General features: G+C 31.8%; 15 protein-coding genes. 10 read left to right on the forward strand and 5 right to left on the reverse strand.

The features are described from left to right. The first annotated feature begins 22 nt into the window (after window positions 1-22). From EDD60_RS08240 to EDD60_RS08255, 4 genes are read left to right on the forward strand one after another with little or no spacing between them, the layout of a single operon-like run. Complete coding sequence (locus EDD60_RS08240; protein ID WP_066445373.1) at window positions 23-1,189, forward strand: aminoacetone oxidase family FAD-binding enzyme; 1,167 nt, start codon at window positions 23-25, stop codon at window positions 1,187-1,189. Next, window positions 1,173-2,747, forward strand: coding sequence for an NAD(P)/FAD-dependent oxidoreductase (locus tag EDD60_RS08245; protein ID WP_066445375.1), 1,575 nt, complete (start codon window positions 1,173-1,175; stop codon window positions 2,745-2,747). The genes EDD60_RS08240 and EDD60_RS08245 overlap by 17 nt, the downstream gene beginning before the upstream one ends. Further along, entirely contained in the window at window positions 2,734-4,134 is a 1,401-nt protein-coding gene (locus tag EDD60_RS08250) for a TrkH family potassium uptake protein (protein WP_066445387.1), read from the forward strand. Before EDD60_RS08245 ends, EDD60_RS08250 begins: the two co-directional genes overlap by 14 nt. Before the next feature lie 4 nt (window positions 4,135-4,138). Next, window positions 4,139-4,807, forward strand: coding sequence for a potassium channel family protein (locus EDD60_RS08255; protein WP_066445389.1), 669 nt, complete (start codon window positions 4,139-4,141; stop codon window positions 4,805-4,807). 28 nt (window positions 4,808-4,835) lie between these two features. On the opposite strand, the gene EDD60_RS08260 is transcribed toward EDD60_RS08255, so the two are convergent. Further along, on the reverse strand, window positions 4,836-5,357 hold the full coding sequence (locus EDD60_RS08260; protein ID WP_066445391.1) for a metallophosphoesterase family protein: 522 nt from the start codon (window positions 5,355-5,357) through the stop codon (window positions 4,836-4,838). A gap of 81 nt (window positions 5,358-5,438) precedes the next feature. Between EDD60_RS08260 and EDD60_RS08265 the strand changes: the two genes are divergently transcribed. Both EDD60_RS08265 and EDD60_RS08270 read left to right on the forward strand, forming a co-directional pair. Then, the gene (locus EDD60_RS08265) at window positions 5,439-6,143 is read left to right on the forward strand and encodes an ABC transporter ATP-binding protein (protein ID WP_066445393.1); all 705 of its coding nucleotides are present in this window, start codon (window positions 5,439-5,441) and stop codon (window positions 6,141-6,143) included. Next, on the forward strand, window positions 6,137-9,202 hold the full coding sequence (locus EDD60_RS08270; protein ID WP_066445395.1) for an ABC transporter permease: 3,066 nt from the start codon (window positions 6,137-6,139) through the stop codon (window positions 9,200-9,202). Before EDD60_RS08265 ends, EDD60_RS08270 begins: the two co-directional genes overlap by 7 nt. A 15-nt stretch (window positions 9,203-9,217) precedes the next feature. On the opposite strand, the gene EDD60_RS08275 is transcribed toward EDD60_RS08270, so the two are convergent. Continuing rightward, window positions 9,218-9,718, reverse strand: coding sequence for a putative ABC transporter permease (locus EDD60_RS08275; RefSeq protein ID WP_066445399.1), 501 nt, complete (start codon window positions 9,716-9,718; stop codon window positions 9,218-9,220). A 244-nt stretch (window positions 9,719-9,962) separates the two neighbouring features. On the opposite strand from EDD60_RS08275, the gene EDD60_RS08280 reads away from it, so the two are divergent. Together EDD60_RS08280 and EDD60_RS08285 are read left to right on the forward strand one after the other, a co-directional pair. After that, window positions 9,963-11,423 carry a C40 family peptidase gene (locus EDD60_RS08280; RefSeq protein WP_066445401.1) on the forward strand — a complete coding sequence of 487 codons (1,461 nt, stop codon included), beginning with the start codon at window positions 9,963-9,965 and terminating at the stop codon, window positions 11,421-11,423. A 110-nt stretch (window positions 11,424-11,533) separates the two neighbouring features. Next, complete coding sequence (locus EDD60_RS08285) at window positions 11,534-13,021, forward strand: bifunctional ADP-dependent NAD(P)H-hydrate dehydratase/NAD(P)H-hydrate epimerase (protein WP_066445404.1); 1,488 nt, start codon at window positions 11,534-11,536, stop codon at window positions 13,019-13,021. A gap of 6 nt (window positions 13,022-13,027) precedes the next feature. Here the strand turns inward: EDD60_RS08285 and EDD60_RS08290 are convergent, their stop codons facing one another. Beyond that, window positions 13,028-14,614, reverse strand: coding sequence for a sensor domain-containing diguanylate cyclase (locus tag EDD60_RS08290; protein ID WP_132226359.1), 1,587 nt, complete (start codon window positions 14,612-14,614; stop codon window positions 13,028-13,030). A 98-nt stretch (window positions 14,615-14,712) separates the two neighbouring features. Beyond that, window positions 14,713-15,483, reverse strand: a complete 771-nt coding sequence (gene pgeF, locus EDD60_RS08295) for a peptidoglycan editing factor PgeF (protein ID WP_066445407.1) — start codon at window positions 15,481-15,483, stop codon at window positions 14,713-14,715. A gap of 68 nt (window positions 15,484-15,551) precedes the next feature. Here pgeF and EDD60_RS08300 point away from each other — a divergent pair, with 68 nt between their 5' ends. Beyond that, a complete protein-coding gene (locus EDD60_RS08300; RefSeq protein WP_229105125.1) occupies window positions 15,552-15,845 on the forward strand; it encodes a hypothetical protein in 294 nt (97 codons plus the stop codon). On the opposite strand, the gene EDD60_RS08305 is transcribed toward EDD60_RS08300, so the two are convergent. Then, the gene (locus EDD60_RS08305) at window positions 15,826-17,466 is read right to left on the reverse strand and encodes an Rqc2 family fibronectin-binding protein (protein ID WP_066445415.1); all 1,641 of its coding nucleotides are present in this window, start codon (window positions 17,464-17,466) and stop codon (window positions 15,826-15,828) included. The two genes, EDD60_RS08300 and EDD60_RS08305, sit on opposite strands and share 20 nt — an antisense overlap. A gap of 93 nt (window positions 17,467-17,559) precedes the next feature. On the opposite strand from EDD60_RS08305, the gene gmk reads away from it, so the two are divergent. After that, window positions 17,560-18,120, forward strand: a complete 561-nt coding sequence (gene gmk / locus EDD60_RS08310; protein WP_066445419.1) for a guanylate kinase — start codon at window positions 17,560-17,562, stop codon at window positions 18,118-18,120. The last annotated feature ends 2 nt before the right edge of the window (window positions 18,121-18,122 follow it).

An 18,122-nucleotide genomic window follows, 5' to 3' on the forward strand; every position in this document is an offset into this window, starting at 1 on the left:
TAGTTGTAGAGGTGTATTGAAAATGCAAAAAATATTGATTGTAGGGGCTGGAGCTTCTGGGGTTTATCTGTCGGTTTTGTTAAAACAGAAATTATATGATTGTGATGTGATTGTTTTAGAACAAAATACAGCACCTTTAAAAAAGGTTCTTGCTACTGGAAATGGGAGATGTAACTTATCAAATAAAGATATGTCAATTGATTATTATCAAAGTGATAATAATCAATTGGTTGAAGAAATTATTTCTTCTTTTGATATGGTTCAAGCAATGAATGATTTAGGATTGTATTGTATATATCAAGGAAATTTATTATATCCTAAAAGTGAGCAAGCTTTATCTGTAAAACAGATTTTAATGCAAAGAGCAGAGGAATTAGGGGTTTTATTTTTATATGAACAAGAGGTTTTAAAGATTGAAAAAGGGTATCCTTATATTGTTAAAACAAATCAACAACAATTAAAGGCTGATTATGTTATTTTTGCAATGGGAAGCGAAGCAGGTCGTTTATCTGGAACACAGTTATCACGATATCAAATCTTAAGAAAATTACATTTAAATGTTGTTGAACCAAGACCAGCTTTAACACAATTTTTTACTCAACCTGTTTTAAAGTCACTAAAAGGGGTAAGAGTGAAAGGAACATTTACTTTATTAGAAAAAGGTAAATGTGTTCATCAGGAAAAGGGCGAATTGTTGTTTACTGATTATGGGGTCAGTGGGATTGCGATTATGCAGCTTTCGGCATTTTGCAAGCCACTGCATGATTATGAATTGTCAATTGACTTTTTTGATGAAGAAGATGCAAAGAAATTGTATGAATATATTGAACTTCGTCGCAAGAAGGGCTATAATCATTTCTACGATGGCTTACTCAATAGTAAAATATCGCTTTATTTTGAAAAACAGGCATTGAATTCAACCCAAGAAATTGTTTCAATGCTTAAAGATTTTCGTTTACATATTACAGGGCTAAGATCTTATGAAAGTGCTCAGGTGATGAAGGGTGGATTGTCACTGAATGAACTTGATCATAACTTAGAACTTAAAAAATATCCACATATCTATGCCATTGGGGAAATATTAAATGTGATAGGTTTATGTGGAGGTTATAATTTACATTTTGCTTTTGCAAGTGCAAGTCATGTCGCAAAAGCGTTAGAGAGGGAATGGAATGTTACGAATTCATAACGTGAAAGTAAAATTAGGTAAGATGGATGAACGTAAAATTGTTTCACAAGTCTTAAATGTTCGTGAAAAAGCAATTAGAAATGTTCAATTGTCTAAACAATCTATTGATGCAAGGCGACAAAATGTTCATTGGATATGTAGTTTTGATTTTGAAGTTGATGATGAAGATGCGTTTATAAAAACTCATCCTCAAGTTCAAAAAGTTAAACCATATCAGTATGTTTATAAACAAGCAAATGATAAAAAAGTTGTCGTTGTTGGAAGTGGACCAGCGGGCTTGTTTTGTGCTTATACGCTTGCTTGTGCAGGGCAGGATGTTACAGTCATAGAAAGAGGAAAAAAGGTTGAGGAAAGGGTTAAAGATGTTGATGCATTGATGCATGAGGGCATCTTGAATCCGATGAGTAATATTGCTTTTGGTGAAGGTGGAGCAGGAACATTCTCTGATGGGAAATTGACAACAGGAATTAAAAATCATCGCTTAAGATATATTTTAGAAACTTTTGTAAAACATGGTGCACCCAAAGATATTTTATATGCATCAAAACCACATATTGGGACTGATTATTTAAGAAAAGTATTGATTGATATGCGTCATTTTATGGAAGAAAAAGGGGTGTGTTTCATGTTTGAAACACAAATGATTGATTATTCTTCTAAGGCCCAAGGATATCAAGTGAAAGTGAAAAAAGATCAGCAAATTCAAACGATTGATACGGATGTCCTTGTTTTAGCAATTGGTCATAGTGCTAGAGATACCTATGAATTGCTTTATCAAAAAGGCTTGTCAATGGAAGCCAAAGCTTTTGCCATAGGATTACGTATTGAACAATCACAAGAAAAAATCAATCAGATACAATACAAGAAAAGTGCTCATTCACCATATCTAAAGGCTGCGCCTTATAAATTAGCAGTCCAAACAAGTGAAAAAAGAGGGGTCTATACATTTTGTATGTGCCCAGGTGGTTATGTTGTACCTTCACATCATGAAGCAGGAACTTTATGTGTGAATGGAATGAGTTATTATAGCAGAAATGCTAAAAATGCTAATAGTGCGATTTTGGTTAATGTCATGCCTAGTGATTTTGAAAGTGATCATCCTTTAGCAGGAATTGCTTTTCAACGTCAATTAGAAGAAAAGGCTTTTAAGCTAGGGGGAGAAAATTATCATGCTCCTGTGCAACTTGCGATGAATTATATCAATGGAACGAATTATCCATTAGGCAAGATTGAGCCAAGTTATTTACCAGGGTATACATTAACTGATTTAAATCAATTATTTCCTGCATTCATTAATCGTAATTTAAAAGAAGGCTTGATGTTAATGAATCAGAAAATGCCTGGTTTTATTGATGAAGATACATTATTAACTGGGGTAGAAGCGAGAAGTAGTGCTCCTGTTCGTATTTTACGTAATGAATATTTAGAATCTTCAAGTCAAGGAATTTATCCAATTGGCGAAGGAGCTGGATATGCTGGTGGAATTATGTCAGCAGCAGTTGATGGGATGGTTTGTGCAGAAATGATTTTGAGGGAGGATAAAAATGGAAGCTGTTGATTTTCATAAAGGAAAAAAGAAAAAAGTTTTTTCACCAACAAGGCGAATTGCTTTTAGTTTCTTTATGGTCATTTTTATAGGATCATTGTTGTTATCGTTATCAATTTCTAATAAAGGAGCAGTCATTCCTTATTTAGATCATTTATTTATTGCCACTTCGGCAACTTGTGTAACAGGACTTGTACCCATTGTTGTTGCTGATCAATATACACTTTTTGGTCAATTGGTGATTCTTGCATTGATTCAAATTGGTGGATTAGGTTTTTTAACACTTTTAAATATGATGTTAGTTGCCTTTAAAAAGAAACTTTCTTATACCAATAAGATTATTATGCAAGAGGCCTTAAATCAAAGCTCAATGCGAGCAATGGGAATATATATTAAAAGGGTTATCAAATATACAGCAATCTTTGAATTGACTGGATCAGTGTTATTAAGTTTTGTCTTTGTTCCGGAATTTGGTTTGATAAAAGGAATATATTATGCTTGTTTCCATTCTATTTCAGCTTTTTGTAATGCCGGATTTGATGTTTTAGGTTCTAATTCTTTGATTAACTATCAGACAAATCTGTTAGTGAATTTAGTAGTAGCTGGTTTGATTATTGCTGGAGGACTTGGATTTATTGTATGGGTTGATTTAAGGATGGCTTGGAAAAATTATAAAGATAATTTTAAAGTCTTTAAATTACGTAAATTTATGGCTTCATTGTCATTACATACTAAGATTGTTTTATGGATTACAAGTATTTTACTCGCTTTAGGAACAATCATTATTTTAGCCTTAGAGTTTACAAATATGAAAACTCTTGGAGCTTTACCTTTACCAGATAAAATTTTAGCCAGTTTCTTCCAATCAACAACCTTGAGAACTGCTGGTTTTGCCACTGTTGATATTGGTGCATTACATGTTTCTACAAAATTAATTATGTCAATGTTTATGTTTATTGGTGGGTCACCTGCTGGAACAGCTGGGGGAATTAAAACAGTCACTTTCGTCATGATGCTTTTATATGTGCATGCGCTTGTTCAAGGGAGTGATCGTATTAAAATCATGAAGCGTTCTATTTCTGATCAAGTTGTTAAACGTGCTTTAACTATTGCTATGGTGAGTTTCTTTATTTGTGTCACAGGTTTATTTGTTTTAGCAATTAGTGAGAAGTTAAATTTTATAGATTTGGTTTTTGAAGTATTTTCAGCCTTTGCGACAGTTGGATTAACGGCTGGAGTGACACCAATGTTGACAAGTGTCGGAAAAGTTGTCATTATTATATTGATGTATATTGGTCGTATTGGTCCAATAACAATGATTTTAATTTTTGCAAAACGATATAATCAAATGAAAGGGAAAGACATCGTCTATCCACAAGCTGATGTCTTAATAGGTTAGAAGTATGAAAAATAGACAATATGTTGTTTTAGGTTTAGGAGTCTTTGGGTCAACCATTACCAAAACATTATCACAATTTGGTTGTGAAGTTTTAGCTATTGATAAAGATCCTGAATGTGTTCAAAGGGTTTCTGAATTTGCAACCAAAGCAGTTATTGGTGACATTACTGATCAACAATTCTTAATTGATTTAGGGGTTGAAGAATTTGATGTTGGAATTGTAGCGATTGGGAATCACTTAGAAGAAAGTTTATTAGGAGTTTTAAATTTAAAGGAAATTGGTGTTCCTTATATTATCGCTAAAGCTAAAAACAAACGTTTTAAAGTTGTCTTAGAAAAAATTGGTGCTGATCGTGTTTGTCGTCCGGAAAAGGAAATGGGAGAAAGAGTTGCACGTTCATTACTTAGAAAGAATATTACTGACTTAATTGAATTGGATGATAATTATAGTGTTGTTGAAATGAAAGTTCCACAAGCTTGGGTTGGACATTCATTACAAGGATTAAATCTAAGAAAAAATTATGGAATTAATATCTTAGGTATTCGTGATGAAAAGACACATAAACTTGAATTATCAGTTGATCCTCAATATTCAATTCGTATGGATGATCATTTCTTGATGATTGCTGAAACTGAAACAATTGAAAAATTTGATTACTTAGTTGAAGTATAAAAAATAGGAGAGTTCATAGAGAGCTCTCCTATTTTTTCCCTTTGGTTGGTTGTGGGACAACGATTTCTTCTAATGTTGGATAATCATAAAAATGAGTTTGACGAGTTACTGTATCATAAATAGCGTAGGTTCTATGTCTTGGGTAATTTCTTGGTAAGGCAAGACTACCAGGATTGATAAGGGTCACATCATCGACTTCATTAAAGTAAGGAATATGGGTATGACCAAAACAAAAAACATTGGCAGGATAATCTTTACGTAAGTTTAAAAACTCTAATGGTTCATAAGAAAGATGATTGATATGTCCATGAGTAATATAAAATAAGGTTCCATCAATTTCAAATTGAAGGGTTTGTTCAAGATTGGCAAAATCATTATTACCACGACAAATATAAAGTGGTTTAGGAGCATGAAATGTTTTGGGATCAAAGCCTAAAAATATATCTCCACAATGAATAATTGCATCATATCCTTTAACTGTATTAAAAAATTCTTCAAGGTCATGCTCACGTAGAAAATGAGTATCAGAAATGATTAATATTTGACTCATATTGAACCTCCTTATGTTCTTTTTTATGAATTTGTGTTACTATTATTATAATAACAGATAAAACAAAGGATGGTAAGAGAAATGTGTGCTTTGATAGAATTTAAAAATATCATTAAAAGTTATACAATGGGGGATATTACAATTCATGCTAGTGATGGTGTGAATTTTGAAGTGAATAAAGGGGAATTTGTTGTGATTGTAGGAGCTTCTGGAGCTGGTAAGACAACCATCTTAAATTTACTTGGAGGGATGGATTCTCCAACCAGCGGAACGATTTTAGTAGATGGACAAAATATTGCCTTATATGATGAGAAACAATTAACAGAATATCGTCGTGATGATATTGGGTTTGTTTTTCAGTTTTATAATTTAATTCAAAATCTAACAGCTTTAGAAAATGTTGAATTGGCTTCTCAAATATCTAAAAATCCATTAGATGCAAGACATGTTTTAGAAAGAGTTGGTTTATCTGAGCGTATGGCTAACTTTCCTGCTCAAATGTCAGGCGGTGAACAGCAACGTGTAGCAATTGCTCGAGCCATTGCTAAAAATCCTAAGCTTTTATTATGTGATGAGCCAACTGGCGCATTGGATTATCAAACGGGGAAATCAATTTTAGGTTTACTTCGTGAGATGTGCGAAACATATCAGATGACGGTTATTGTGATTACACATAACTCTGCATTGGCACCTATGGCAGATCGTGTTATCCATTTAAGAAACGGGAAAGTTTATGGCGTAGAACTTAATGAAAATCCTAAACCAATCGAGGAAATTGAATGGTAAAGCAAAAGAAATCAATGTATTGGAGAAATTTATGGAAATCTATTTTTGCTTCTAAAGCACGATTTTTATCAATTTTTTCAATTGTTTTTCTCGGTGCTGCTTTTTTTGCCGGATTAAGAAATACGCCAGGAACAATGACCAAAACAATGGATGCCTATTTGGATAAACATAATTATTCTGATTTAACTTATATTGCCTCATTAGGTTTTTCGCAGGATGATATTGCTGCGATTAAAGATATTGAAGGAATTGATAAGATTGAATATGGTTATCAGTTTGATGCTTTGAAAAAGACTCATGATCAATTAGAAGGGGTTAAGGTCTATACGAGTCAAACATTTGATACAAAGATGATTAATCATCCTGATTTAATAGAAGGACGTTTCCCTAAACAAAGTGATGAATGTGTTATTGATAATGAACTTGCAAAATCAGGGACAAAGATTGGTCAAAAAATTGATATTTCTAATAAACAAGGAGAAAAATCTTTTACTGTTGTAGGAATTATTAATGATGTGAGATATATTGCTAAAACTAATCGGGGAACCAATTCATTAGGGGATGGAACCAATTCTGGTTTTATTGAAATTTTAAATACAGATAATGCTTTTTTAGCAATGCCTGATGAACTTTATGATTTAAGAGATGAAGGTGTTTTATACAATCAAATCTCAATTACTGTTAAGGGGGCAAAGAAGGAAAATGTCTTTACGCAAGCTTATGATGATTTTATTGAAACATTAAATACGAAAGTCAAAAGTACATTATCTTTACGTATGAGTAATCTTTATGAAAAGCTTACACGTGATGCACAAAAGAAGCTAGATGATGCAAAAAAAGAATATGATAAAGGTTATAAAACTTATACAGAGTCGAAGAATACTTTTGATAGTAAAATTTTAGAAGCAAAAATTCAATTAATTAATGCAAAAATTACTTTAGCAGATAAAGAAATGGAATATATCAAAGCTCAATCAATGGCTTCATCACAAGCTCAGGATATGCTTGATACCATGAAAAAAACAAGTGATGAATTAAAGAAGAACTTAGAAGATTTGAAAAAACAATTAGAAGGATATCAAGAAAATCCTCCTGAAAAAATTCCTCATGAAGTTATTGATGAAGTGAATAAAACAATTAAAGAAATACAAGATGTTCAAACATCATTAAAAACAGCTACTTCATCAATTGATGGAATGTTTCAATTAAATGAAGCATCTATTCAAATCCAAAAAGCAAAACTTCAAATTCAACAAAATGAAAACAAATTAGCTTTAGAAGAATTAAAAACCAATCAACAATTAACTCAAGCAAAAGATAAATTAGATAAAGCTCATAGTCAAATTAGTGAAGCTCAAGATAAAGTCAATGAAATTCCTAAAGGAAAACTTTATACTTTAACAAATCATCAAAATGCAGGATTAGTGAATTACGAATCAAATAAAGATTCAATCTCATCAATTGCTGATATCTTTCCTTTAATGTTCTTTTTGGTCTCAGCCCTTGTCTCATTAACAACAATGACAAGAATGGTAGAAGAACAAAGAAGCCAAAGTGGAACATTAAGAGCTTTAGGTTATTCAAAATGGGATGTGATTAAGCAATATATTGTCTATGTTATTTTTGCAACATTTTTTGCCTGTGCTTTAGGAATTGTTTTAGGAACACAATTCTTTCCACGCATTATTTATTATTTATATAATTTAATGTTATTCCAAGTCGATGCTAAGACATTGATTTATTCAAGTCAGGCTGTTGCCTTTCAAACTTTCTTTATTTCTGTCTTTGTCACAATGGCAGCAACATTGTTTGTTTGCATGAGTGAACTGAATTTAATGCCAGCAGTTCTGATGCGACCAAAGGCACCAAAATTAGGAAAAAGAATTGTTTTAGAAAGAATAACATTTATTTGGAAACGTTTATCTTTTAATCAAAAAGTGACAATGCGTAATATCTTTAGATATAAAAAACGTTTCTTTATGTCAATTATTGGGATTGCTGGATGTACTGCTTTGATTATTACTGGTTTTGGTGTTAAGCATTCAGTTTCAGCAGTTGTTGATAAACAGTATCATGATGTTTTAAAATATGATGCTTTGGTTCGTTTAGATGACTCTATTTCAACTAGTGAAGCTAAAAAATATCAAAAGAATCTTTTACAAAGAGACGCTGTCAATAATGTTGAATATGTCTTGAATCAAAGTATTGATATTTTAAAGAATAAAGAGGATTTATATGGAACATTGGTGGTTTATCAATCAATGGAAAATATTTCTAATTTTGTAAACTTTAAAGACTATAAAACAGGGAAAAAACTTGTTTTGGATGATGATGGGGTTATCCTATCAGCAAAAACAGCGGAATTATTAGATGTTGAAGTCAATGATACGATGGATATAGAGTTATCAGGAACAAAGTATAATGTAAAGATTTCTGGTATCATGGAAAATTATTTCATGAATTATGTCTATATGTCACAAAATCTTTATGAGAGTGTAACAGCACAAGATTTAAAGGTAAATAATGCTTTTTTAACAATGAAGAAAATGGATCAATCTTATAAAACAAGTTTAGAAAAATATATGAAAGAAAAGAACTATGGAAATCTTTCTTATATCAATAACATTGGTGAAGAATTTGATAATCAAGTTCAAAGTGTTGATTTGGTCATTATTATCTTAATCGTATGTGCAGGAGCCTTGAACTTTATTGTCTTATACAATTTAACCAATATTAATATTCAAGAGCGTAAAAGCGAAATAGCAACGATTAAGGTCTTAGGCTTTAGGCGTAAAGAAGTCTATGATTATATCTTTAGAGAAAATGTTATTTTATCGATTATTGGCTCATTGCTAGGAACAGTTTTTGGTTATTTATTGCATCGTTTTATTATTCGTACAGTTGAACTGGATGTGACAATGTTTGTTCGTTCATTGAACTTTACAAGTTATATTTTTGCAATTATTATTACATTAGGATTTACTTTATTTATTGATTTTGTAATGCGTAGAGTTTTAAATCGTGTCAATATGGTCGAATCTTTAAAGAGTATTGAATAGAAAAGATGGTCTTGATTAGTGAATATCAAGACCATCTATTTTTTTGATTTGAAGGCAATCAATATAGGCTTTTAATAAAAATGATAGATAAATTAAAGCAATTAGACAATTGGTATCATTAATCAAATGTAAAGAAACAAAGAAGGGATGAATATATTGAATAAAGCATAGACTTAAAAAACACCACATTAGAAAATAAAACAAACAAATACGTCCTTGGTAATGAAAATGATGTTTTGAATAATCCCAGCATTTTGTTTGAAAGCTTTTTTCAATATAATGACTTGCAAGATATTCTAACAAAGTCATAGCTATACCACCAATGAAAAAAGAAAGTAAGAAGGAATTTTTAAGATAAGGGGATAAAACAATAAGTAAACATGCACCAAAACCATAAAGTGGAATAAAAGGACCTTTGAATAGTCCTGAAGAAATGACACGACGAGATAAAAGCGAGACATAGATAGATTCCATCAGATAACCTAAAAAACAATAAATCGAAAAATAAATAATCATATGATTCTCCTTTTTGTACACTCTATGAATTTCTTAAGAAATTATGACTAAATTTGACAAATTTGGCTATAATACAGCTATAAAATAATATTTATGAAAAAATATACAAAAAAAGTTAAATAAAAAAGTATTGATATAATCAATGTAATTTGAATTTCTTAAGAATTTCTTAAGAAAGTTGTGGACTTTTTGTGAACGTTGTCTTATAATACTAAGTGGGTATATTATTGAAAGGAGGAAACGAATGGATAGTAATATTAAGGCGAACTTATTAGAAAATTTGCAAGAACATGTTATTAATCGTAAAGCCATGTTTATTCCAATGTTGTTTGTTTCAACATTTGGTTTAGTTGGTTATGCCGCTGTTGATAAAGAAGCTCCTGTTATTGATTCTAATAAAGTAGAGGTTCTTTATGGAACAAAACTTGATAAAAGTATGTTTGCTATTTCTGATAATCGTGATACCCTAGACAGTATTGATGTCAAAATCAATGATAAGTCATATGATCCTTATCAGTTGGGTATATATAACGTTGAAGTAAGTGCAACTGACATGTTCTCTAATACGCAATCAAAGGTTGTTCAAGTTGAAGTTGTTGATAAAACTGCTCCAGAATTGAAGCCTGTCGGAAAGAGTAATGGATATGTTGTAAATGTTGAAGTTAATGGCAGCAAAGATATTACAAAATACATTAAAGCAACAGATAATGTTGATGGTGATGTTACTCCGTTCATCGAAACAAACAAGAAGCTTGATACGTCTCGTTTAGGGACTCAAACAATTCAATTGAATGTTTCTGATGCAGCTGGAAATCAAACCCAAAAGACATTTGAGTTCTATGTATCTGATACAATTGCACCAAAGATTCAACATAAAAAAGGGTCAACAGTAACTGTTGACTATGGTTCAAAGTTTAGCTATTCAGATTATGTTGGTATTACTGATAACTTTGATAAGAAGGTAACATCTATTAAAGTAGATGGTAAAGTCGATACAAAGAAAATTGGTAAGACAACATTGAATATCACTGCTGTGGATTCATCTGGTAATGAATCTAAGGCAAAATTAAATGTAGAGGTTAAAGATATTAGTGCTCCAAAATTAAGCTTATCTAAGAGCTCAGTTACAATTACAAAAGGTAAGAGTTTCTCAGCTAAGAAATATTTGGAAAGTGCCATTGATAACAAAGATGGAAATTTAACTTCAAAAGTAAAAATTAGTAGTTCTGTCAATACAGACAAAGCTGGTAAGTATACAGTCAAATATACCGTCGCTGATGCTGCTGGCAACAAAACAACTAAGACATTAAGTGTCAAAGTAGAAAATCCAATTCCTACTCATGCAGGTGTTGCATCTAGTGCATTAAGCCGAGTTGGAAGTAGATATGTAACTGGTGGTAATGGACCAAGAGCATTCGATTGTTCTGGCTTAACACAATGGGCTTATAGACAAAATGGAATTTCTATTCCAAGAACAGCTGCTGCTCAATATGGAGCAACATCTCGTGTGTCTAAGTCAAGTTTAAAAGCAGGAGACTTAGTTTTCTTTAGAGGAACAACAGGTCGTGGTGGAATTACTCACGTAGGTATCTATGTTGGAGGTGGACGTTTCGTTCATGCTGGAACATCTCGTACAGGTGTTACAACTGCTAATTTAAATAGTTCTTACTGGTCAAGCCATTGGGCTGGCGGTGGAAGAAAATAGCAAACCACTAAACGGATAGATGAATTTCTATCCGTTTTCTTTTGCTTATTGATAGAATGATTGAAAAAAGCAGGGGATGACGATATAATGAAGAAAAAGAGGTGGAGATAATGAAAATTGGAAGTAGTCAATTTATGAAACAATATGATGAATATCTCTTAAATCATGGTTATCAAATTAATGAATTGGTTGATAAAGCAAGTGATTGTTTAATTAAACATATGCATGGACAACGTTATTGTCTATTATGTGGTCCAGGTAATAATGGGGCTGATGGATTATCTTTAGCTATTAAATTATTTTTACAGGGGAAACAAGTGACTGTTTATATTTTTGAAGATCAAAATCATCTCTCACAAGCAAATCGTTATTATTTAGATCAATGTTATGCTTTGAATTTAGAAGTCATTTTATTAAATGAAGATATCCTAGATGAAGTGATATTGCATATGAAAGATTGTGATATTATAGTGGATGCCATGTTTGGGAATGGATTGAATAGTTCACCACGTGGTTTATATCAGATGGTTATTGAACAAATCAATCAATTATATGACCAAGAAATTATTGCTGTTGATATTCCTACAGGATTAAATTGTGATAATGGAAAACCTTATCAAAGTGTTGTCTGTGCGACACAGACAATTACTTTAACAGCCTTAAAAAATGGTTTCTTAAATCCTGATAGTACATCCTTTACTGGTCAGGTGATTGTTGAAGAATTGGATGTTGAGGATGTGAGTGAAGAAGTTGGTCTATATCAATTAGCTGATCAAAAAATGATGTGTTCATTATTAAAAGAAAGACGTTTTGATGGACATAAAGGTGATTATGGACGAACATTATTGATAACGGGATGTCATGAATATAAAGGGGCTTCTTTATTGAGTGCCAAAAGCTGTGTCTATAGTGGAAGTGGGGTTGTTACAGTTATGAGTGAACAAGCTGTGATTGATGCTTTAACTGTCTATTGTCCTGAAGTGACAACGCAATTAAGACCAGCTGTTATGCGTAAAGAAGATTTCTTAAAATATCAAGCTATTCTTATTGGCTGTGGACTTGGTCAAAGCATTGATAGTTATCGTCATGTGATTGATGTTTTTTCTATGTCACATCAACCACTGGTTGTTGATGCAGATGCTTTAACTATTTTATCAAGTAATTTAGATTTATTAAAAAATCAGGAACGGGATATTATTTTAACCCCTCATATGGGAGAATTTAGACGTTTATGTGAATTTGATGAACATTCTGATATGTTGTTTGTGGCTAGAAATTTTGCATTAAAGCATCATGTTATTTTGGTTTTAAAAGGTCCTTATACGATTGTTACTGATGGTCAAGAATCTTATCGTATTTTTGCTGGGAATAAAGCGATGGCAAGTGGGGGCATGGGGGATACTTTAGCGGGTATTATTACCAGTCTCTTAGGACAAGGCTATGGTGGTTTACAGGCGGCTATGTTAGGGGTTTATATTCATGGTCGTGCAGGTGATTGTTTAGCTAATGATGCTTATACAATCATTCCTTCCAAGCTTATTGATGTGATTCCTCAAACAATGTTACAAATGATCTATGAAAAAAATGACTTATCTTAAAGATAGTCATTTTTTTTGATAACTTTCAAATGCTCCATTGTGGGTCTTTTTAGCCATGTATAAAGCTTGATCAGCCTTTTTCGCGAGCTCACTATAATTATCACCATGCTTAACAACAATGGCTCCAGATGAAATAGAAATAACTGGCATATTTCTTCTTTTGGCTTCTTTTTCAATTGAATCATTGATATCCTGAATAATCTTTTTAGCAACATGATAATCATCAATGTTGGCAATAAATATAGCAAATTCATCACCATGTAAACGAGATGCCAAGTCAATTGTACGAATACGGCCAATAATCATTTGCGCACAAAGCTTTATCACTTCATCACCAATCATATGTCCATAAGTATCATTAACATATTTAAAACGATCACCATCAATCATTATTAAAATCCCACAATCCTCATCACTCATCGTATGAATTTGATTAATTACTGATTTACGGAACGATTTTTCATTCATCATTCCTGTGAGTTCATCAATCGCAGCCGCTTTTTGAGCGGCACTTAAAGCAATCTCTAAACGCTTTTGCGTTTGCCCTAATTCAACATAGGCTGCCTTTAATTCACGATTCTTTGCTTCTTTACTTATTCTATTTAAAATATAAATACAAACAAATTCTAATATCAGCATCGGAATTAACCAGATTGACATTGTTTCTTGTAACAATGTCAATAGGGGAATAGACATTAAAATATGATAATCGTCACCCTTTAATAAGTAATTATAATAATAAGTATGATTGAATTTGTAAAGCTGTGCTTGTTGAGGTTTTTTTGTTAAATGCTGATAATCTTCATGAAACTCTTGTTGGAAGTTATAAAAAGATTGAGCTGAATCCATCTGTTCCTTTAATTTTTCAATCTCCTCATCAACAGTTGTTTTCGCTAATGTTTCTTTTACATCATCAATCACTTGTTTATCCTCTTGTAATGAGGCATTTAAATTTCCCCCTAAATATTTTTCTTCACTACTTCCAATAATTGTTCCAGCTTTATCAAAAATCATGATTTGTTCATTATCATAACGACTTAAAGTATGAACAATCTTTTGAATATTTCCCATTTTAATATCATAGGCAAAGACGGTTTTTCCATCACTTTGAAGTTGTGAAATGGTAGAAAGCACATAATGATTGGCATAACTCATATAAGGAGGGGTAAAAACAATCTTACCTTTTTCTTTTATTGCATTCTTATACCAAGGACGTTCTTTAGCATTATAACCTGTATTAACGTATTGTTCATAAGGCGTATCCCAGCTATAAAGATAACGATCTTGATAGTACATGTATAAACCATCAAAGGTCTCTCCTTCAATTTGTAACATTTTTTTATCAATGCTTTTTAAATACTTCCAAATCTCATCGGGGCGAGGATGATCTTGGATTTCATTTGTTAACATTTGAGAAAACAATTGAAATGAATGTGTATAATGACTCATGGTATCTTTAACCTCATCTTGATACTCTTGACTATGCACATCAAAAATCTTTTGTATTGCTTGTGTTTCTTGATGGTATACAAATATCATTGCAATGATATTAACAATGATAAAGATGCTAATATACCAACGCTTGTTCTTCATAATCTTTTCCTCCAGACTCTATATCTATCATTATATTATCACAAAAATATCACATAATGTAGAAAATGTATATAACCAAATAAAAAAAGTAAGCGAACTTACTTTTGTGGTTGTTTTAATTTGATTAAGGTAATATTACGATGATTTGTTTTTTCTTTTCGATATGAAAAGAATAAATCATTGTTTTCAATTGTACAGTATGGAGAAATCGTTATATTTGTCTGAGGAACGCCTAATAATTCCAGTTGTTTTTTAATCAAACCTTTACTATTAAGCAAATAAGCACCATCTTCTTTTTTGGTATAAAAAGAAGATGTATCAAAAGACATTTGCTTAACCAAATCAATAATATCATCTTTGGCTTCAAAATTTCTTTGATCTATGGAAGGACCAATATAAGCATAAATGTGTTGACAATCACAATGCTCATTTTCAATCAAATGTTTTGTCACTTTCCCAACAATTTCACCAACCGTTCCTTTCCATCCTGAATGAATTGCAGCGACGATTTTTTGATCACGACAATAAAGGAGAACTGGACAACAATCTGCATGAAAAGTCCATAACCATAACTCAGGATCTCTGGTATACATGGCATCATAATTATCAAAGGCATCTTCCCTTGATAACATTCCTCTACCACCATCATTTGCTGTTACTTCTATAAAATTTGTTGTATGCTTTTGAAAAGTAGCGACCATATGATTTAAATCAGTATTTAATAATTGAGCCAGTGCTTGACGATTTTTAAGAACCAAAGCATCATCATCCCCATGATAACTCATATTCATAGGTTGATGATTTTCATCATAAGCACATGTTGTATAGGCTTCGATTTCATCGAAGCAGCTCCAAGGTATTAATTTCATAAAACTCCTTTCATTTGCCCTTACACTTCTTAGATTGTTTCATACTATATATCGAAGGAGGGAAAAATATGTTTAATCAATCTTGTGGAAATCAACAAGGATGTTCATGTCAGATGAATTCAATGATGTCTGATTGTGGTATGGATAATGCCCAAATGGCCGGTGGCTTTAATGGTTGCCCTAGACCACAACCATTAGTTGCACCAAGACGTGTTTGTGTTTCAAACCAAGTTACACGTGTTCCTCAACCAGTTATTTGTCCAATTGAATGTCGTCGTGTGAACCATTGTATGTATTTTCCAGTATTCATTCCTCAATATGAACACACATTTGTGAATGCAGCTAACAATCAACTTTATTAACTTCTTGTAAAAAGCTCTCATCAGGATCAATGTAAATTGTTGAATAATGAGAGAGTATGACTTTCCCTGGTTTTGTTCCTTGAGGTTTTTTCAAAGTTCTAATCTTTGTATAATTCACAGGAACGGATGAGCTGTGCTTACCTTTAGAAAAGTAAGCTGCCATTTGACTCGCAAGACGAATTGTATATTCATCTAAATCTTCGCTATGCACAACGACATGGCTTCCTGGCATATCTTTGACATGGAACCACATATCATTTTTTGAAGCCATTTTAAAGGTAAGATAATCATTTTGCAGATTATTCTTGCCTACATAAATTGAAATATTATCTTTTGTAAGATATGTTTCAATATGTAATTTCTTAGGACGATGAACTTGTTTGTTTTTCTTCTTTTTTAAATATCCTAGATTTTCTAATTCTTCTTTCATTTCTAAGGCATCATAATAAGATGCATTGTCCATTAAAGTAATTAAAGTATCAAAATAATGAATTTCTTCTTTCGTTAAAGCAATCTGTTCTTCAAGATGAACTCGAGCATTTTTTGCCTTTTGGTATTTTGCATAATACTTATTTGCATTCGTTTTTCCATCATAGCGTTCATCAAGTTCAATTGTCATCATTGTTCCATCATAATAATTTTCAACTGTGACTTCTTTTTGACCTTTTTGAATACAATGAAGATTAGCAAATAATAAATCACCTTTAATACGATATTCATCACTATTTTGTGAATCAAACAAAGTCTTTTCTAATTTATTCAACTTATTAATATTTCTTTGATATTCATTTTGAATAAATCTTGCTAAATCAGATGTTTGTTGTTTAATACGATCCTTTTGATCAATCAAATGATAATGTTCATCCAATCCTTCAAATAAAGGATAAGCTTGATATTCACATTGTAAATGAGTTAATGGAATAATATGAAAATATTCCTTTTGATCAAGTTTATGAATATATAAAGTATTTGATTGACGTATTTCATTTAAAACAGCTTGAAAATCTTGACCATGATCAAGACGATAGAGAACTTCACGAGATAATTCAGGGGAAAAACCTTGATAAATCTTTGTGAGGTTATCTGTTGGTTGAAATTCACTTTCAAATGGATTGCGTTTATCTAACAAAGGAGGAAGCTGATAGGTTGCTCCTGGCTGTAAGATACGAGCACTCATTGCGGGAGAAACGCGTTTTAAGCAATCAATGATTTTTAAATCATCATAAGTTAAAATCACATTAGAATGTTTTCCCATGATTTCAATATATAAATGAAGTTTGACTGTATCTTTAAATTCATTTGTTGAAATCAATGAGAAATGAATAATACGATCTAATCCAACTTGTTCAATAGATTCAATGAAGGCTCCTTCTAAATGTTTTCTAAAAAGCATAGTTAAAGCATTAGGAGAAGGTGGCGTTGGATAAGAAAGTGATGTCAATTGGAGTCTTGCATAAACTGGATGTATTGACATCAAAAGTTTTGAATTTGTGCCTTGAGCACGAATATGAAACAAAAGTTCATATTGAGATATCTGATATATCTTGTTAATTTTACCTCTCGTTAGTTGTGATTGTAGATTTTCAACAACTCGAGAAAGCATTATTCCGTCATTTGCCATAATTTATCACCGATAAATAGTATAACATATTTCAAAAAGAATTGACATTAAAGTTGTGTTCATGTAACATTGTTTCAAAAGGTGGTGGAATGTGTGAGTAAAGGGTTGTTAATTATTTTAAGTGGACCAAGTGGAGTAGGAAAAGGAACTGTCAGACAAGAGCTATTTAAAGATGAGACATTAAATTTGGCATATTCTATTTCAATGACGACAAGAAAGCCTCGTCCTAATGAAAAAGAGGGTGTAGATTACTTTTTTGTGAGTGAAAAGGAATTTGAAGATAAGATTGAAAAAGGGGAGTTGCTAGAATATGCGAAGTTTGTTGGAAATTACTATGGAACACCTCGCTTTTATGTTGATGAATTACTAAAAGAGGGGAAAAATGTTGTCTTAGAAATTGAAGTTCAAGGAGCTTTACAAGTTATGGCAAAATGTCCTGATGCTTTAACAATTTTCTTAGTACCTCCTTCATTTGAAGAATTAGAACGTCGTATTCGTGGACGTCGTACTGAAGCTGAGGAAGTGGTTAAAGAAAGATTGGATAAAGCTCGTAAAGAAATTGCCACAAAAGATGAATATAAATATGTGGTAGAAAATGATGATGTTTTATTGGCTAAGGAAAAAATTGCGCAAATTATTAAAGAAAATGCCTAGGA

It is taken from the genome of Longibaculum muris, from assembly GCF_004343035.1.
Lineage (GTDB): Bacteria > Bacillota_I > Bacilli_A > Erysipelotrichales > Coprobacillaceae > Longibaculum > Longibaculum muris.

Coding starts and splice junctions, on each gene's coding strand:
- pgeF (WP_066445407.1), bottom strand. CDS start 15,483: ATGAAATTAATACCTTGGAGCTGCTTCGATGAAATCGAAGCCTATACA.
- EDD60_RS08280 (WP_066445401.1), top strand. CDS start 9,963: ATGGATAGTAATATTAAGGCGAACTTATTAGAAAATTTGCAAGAACAT.
- EDD60_RS08275 (WP_066445399.1), bottom strand. CDS start 9,718: ATGATTATTTATTTTTCGATTTATTGTTTTTTAGGTTATCTGATGGAA.
- EDD60_RS08245 (WP_066445375.1), top strand. CDS start 1,173: ATGTTACGAATTCATAACGTGAAAGTAAAATTAGGTAAGATGGATGAA.
- EDD60_RS08240 (WP_066445373.1), top strand. CDS start 23: ATGCAAAAAATATTGATTGTAGGGGCTGGAGCTTCTGGGGTTTATCTG.
- EDD60_RS08290 (WP_132226359.1), bottom strand. CDS start 14,614: ATGAAGAACAAGCGTTGGTATATTAGCATCTTTATCATTGTTAATATC.
- EDD60_RS08285 (WP_066445404.1), top strand. CDS start 11,534: ATGAAAATTGGAAGTAGTCAATTTATGAAACAATATGATGAATATCTC.
- EDD60_RS08305 (WP_066445415.1), bottom strand. CDS start 17,466: ATGGCAAATGACGGAATAATGCTTTCTCGAGTTGTTGAAAATCTACAA.
- EDD60_RS08300 (WP_229105125.1), top strand. CDS start 15,552: ATGTTTAATCAATCTTGTGGAAATCAACAAGGATGTTCATGTCAGATG.
- EDD60_RS08270 (WP_066445395.1), top strand. CDS start 6,137: ATGGTAAAGCAAAAGAAATCAATGTATTGGAGAAATTTATGGAAATCT.
- EDD60_RS08255 (WP_066445389.1), top strand. CDS start 4,139: ATGAAAAATAGACAATATGTTGTTTTAGGTTTAGGAGTCTTTGGGTCA.
- EDD60_RS08250 (WP_066445387.1), top strand. CDS start 2,734: ATGGAAGCTGTTGATTTTCATAAAGGAAAAAAGAAAAAAGTTTTTTCA.
- EDD60_RS08260 (WP_066445391.1), bottom strand. CDS start 5,357: ATGAGTCAAATATTAATCATTTCTGATACTCATTTTCTACGTGAGCAT.
- EDD60_RS08265 (WP_066445393.1), top strand. CDS start 5,439: ATGTGTGCTTTGATAGAATTTAAAAATATCATTAAAAGTTATACAATG.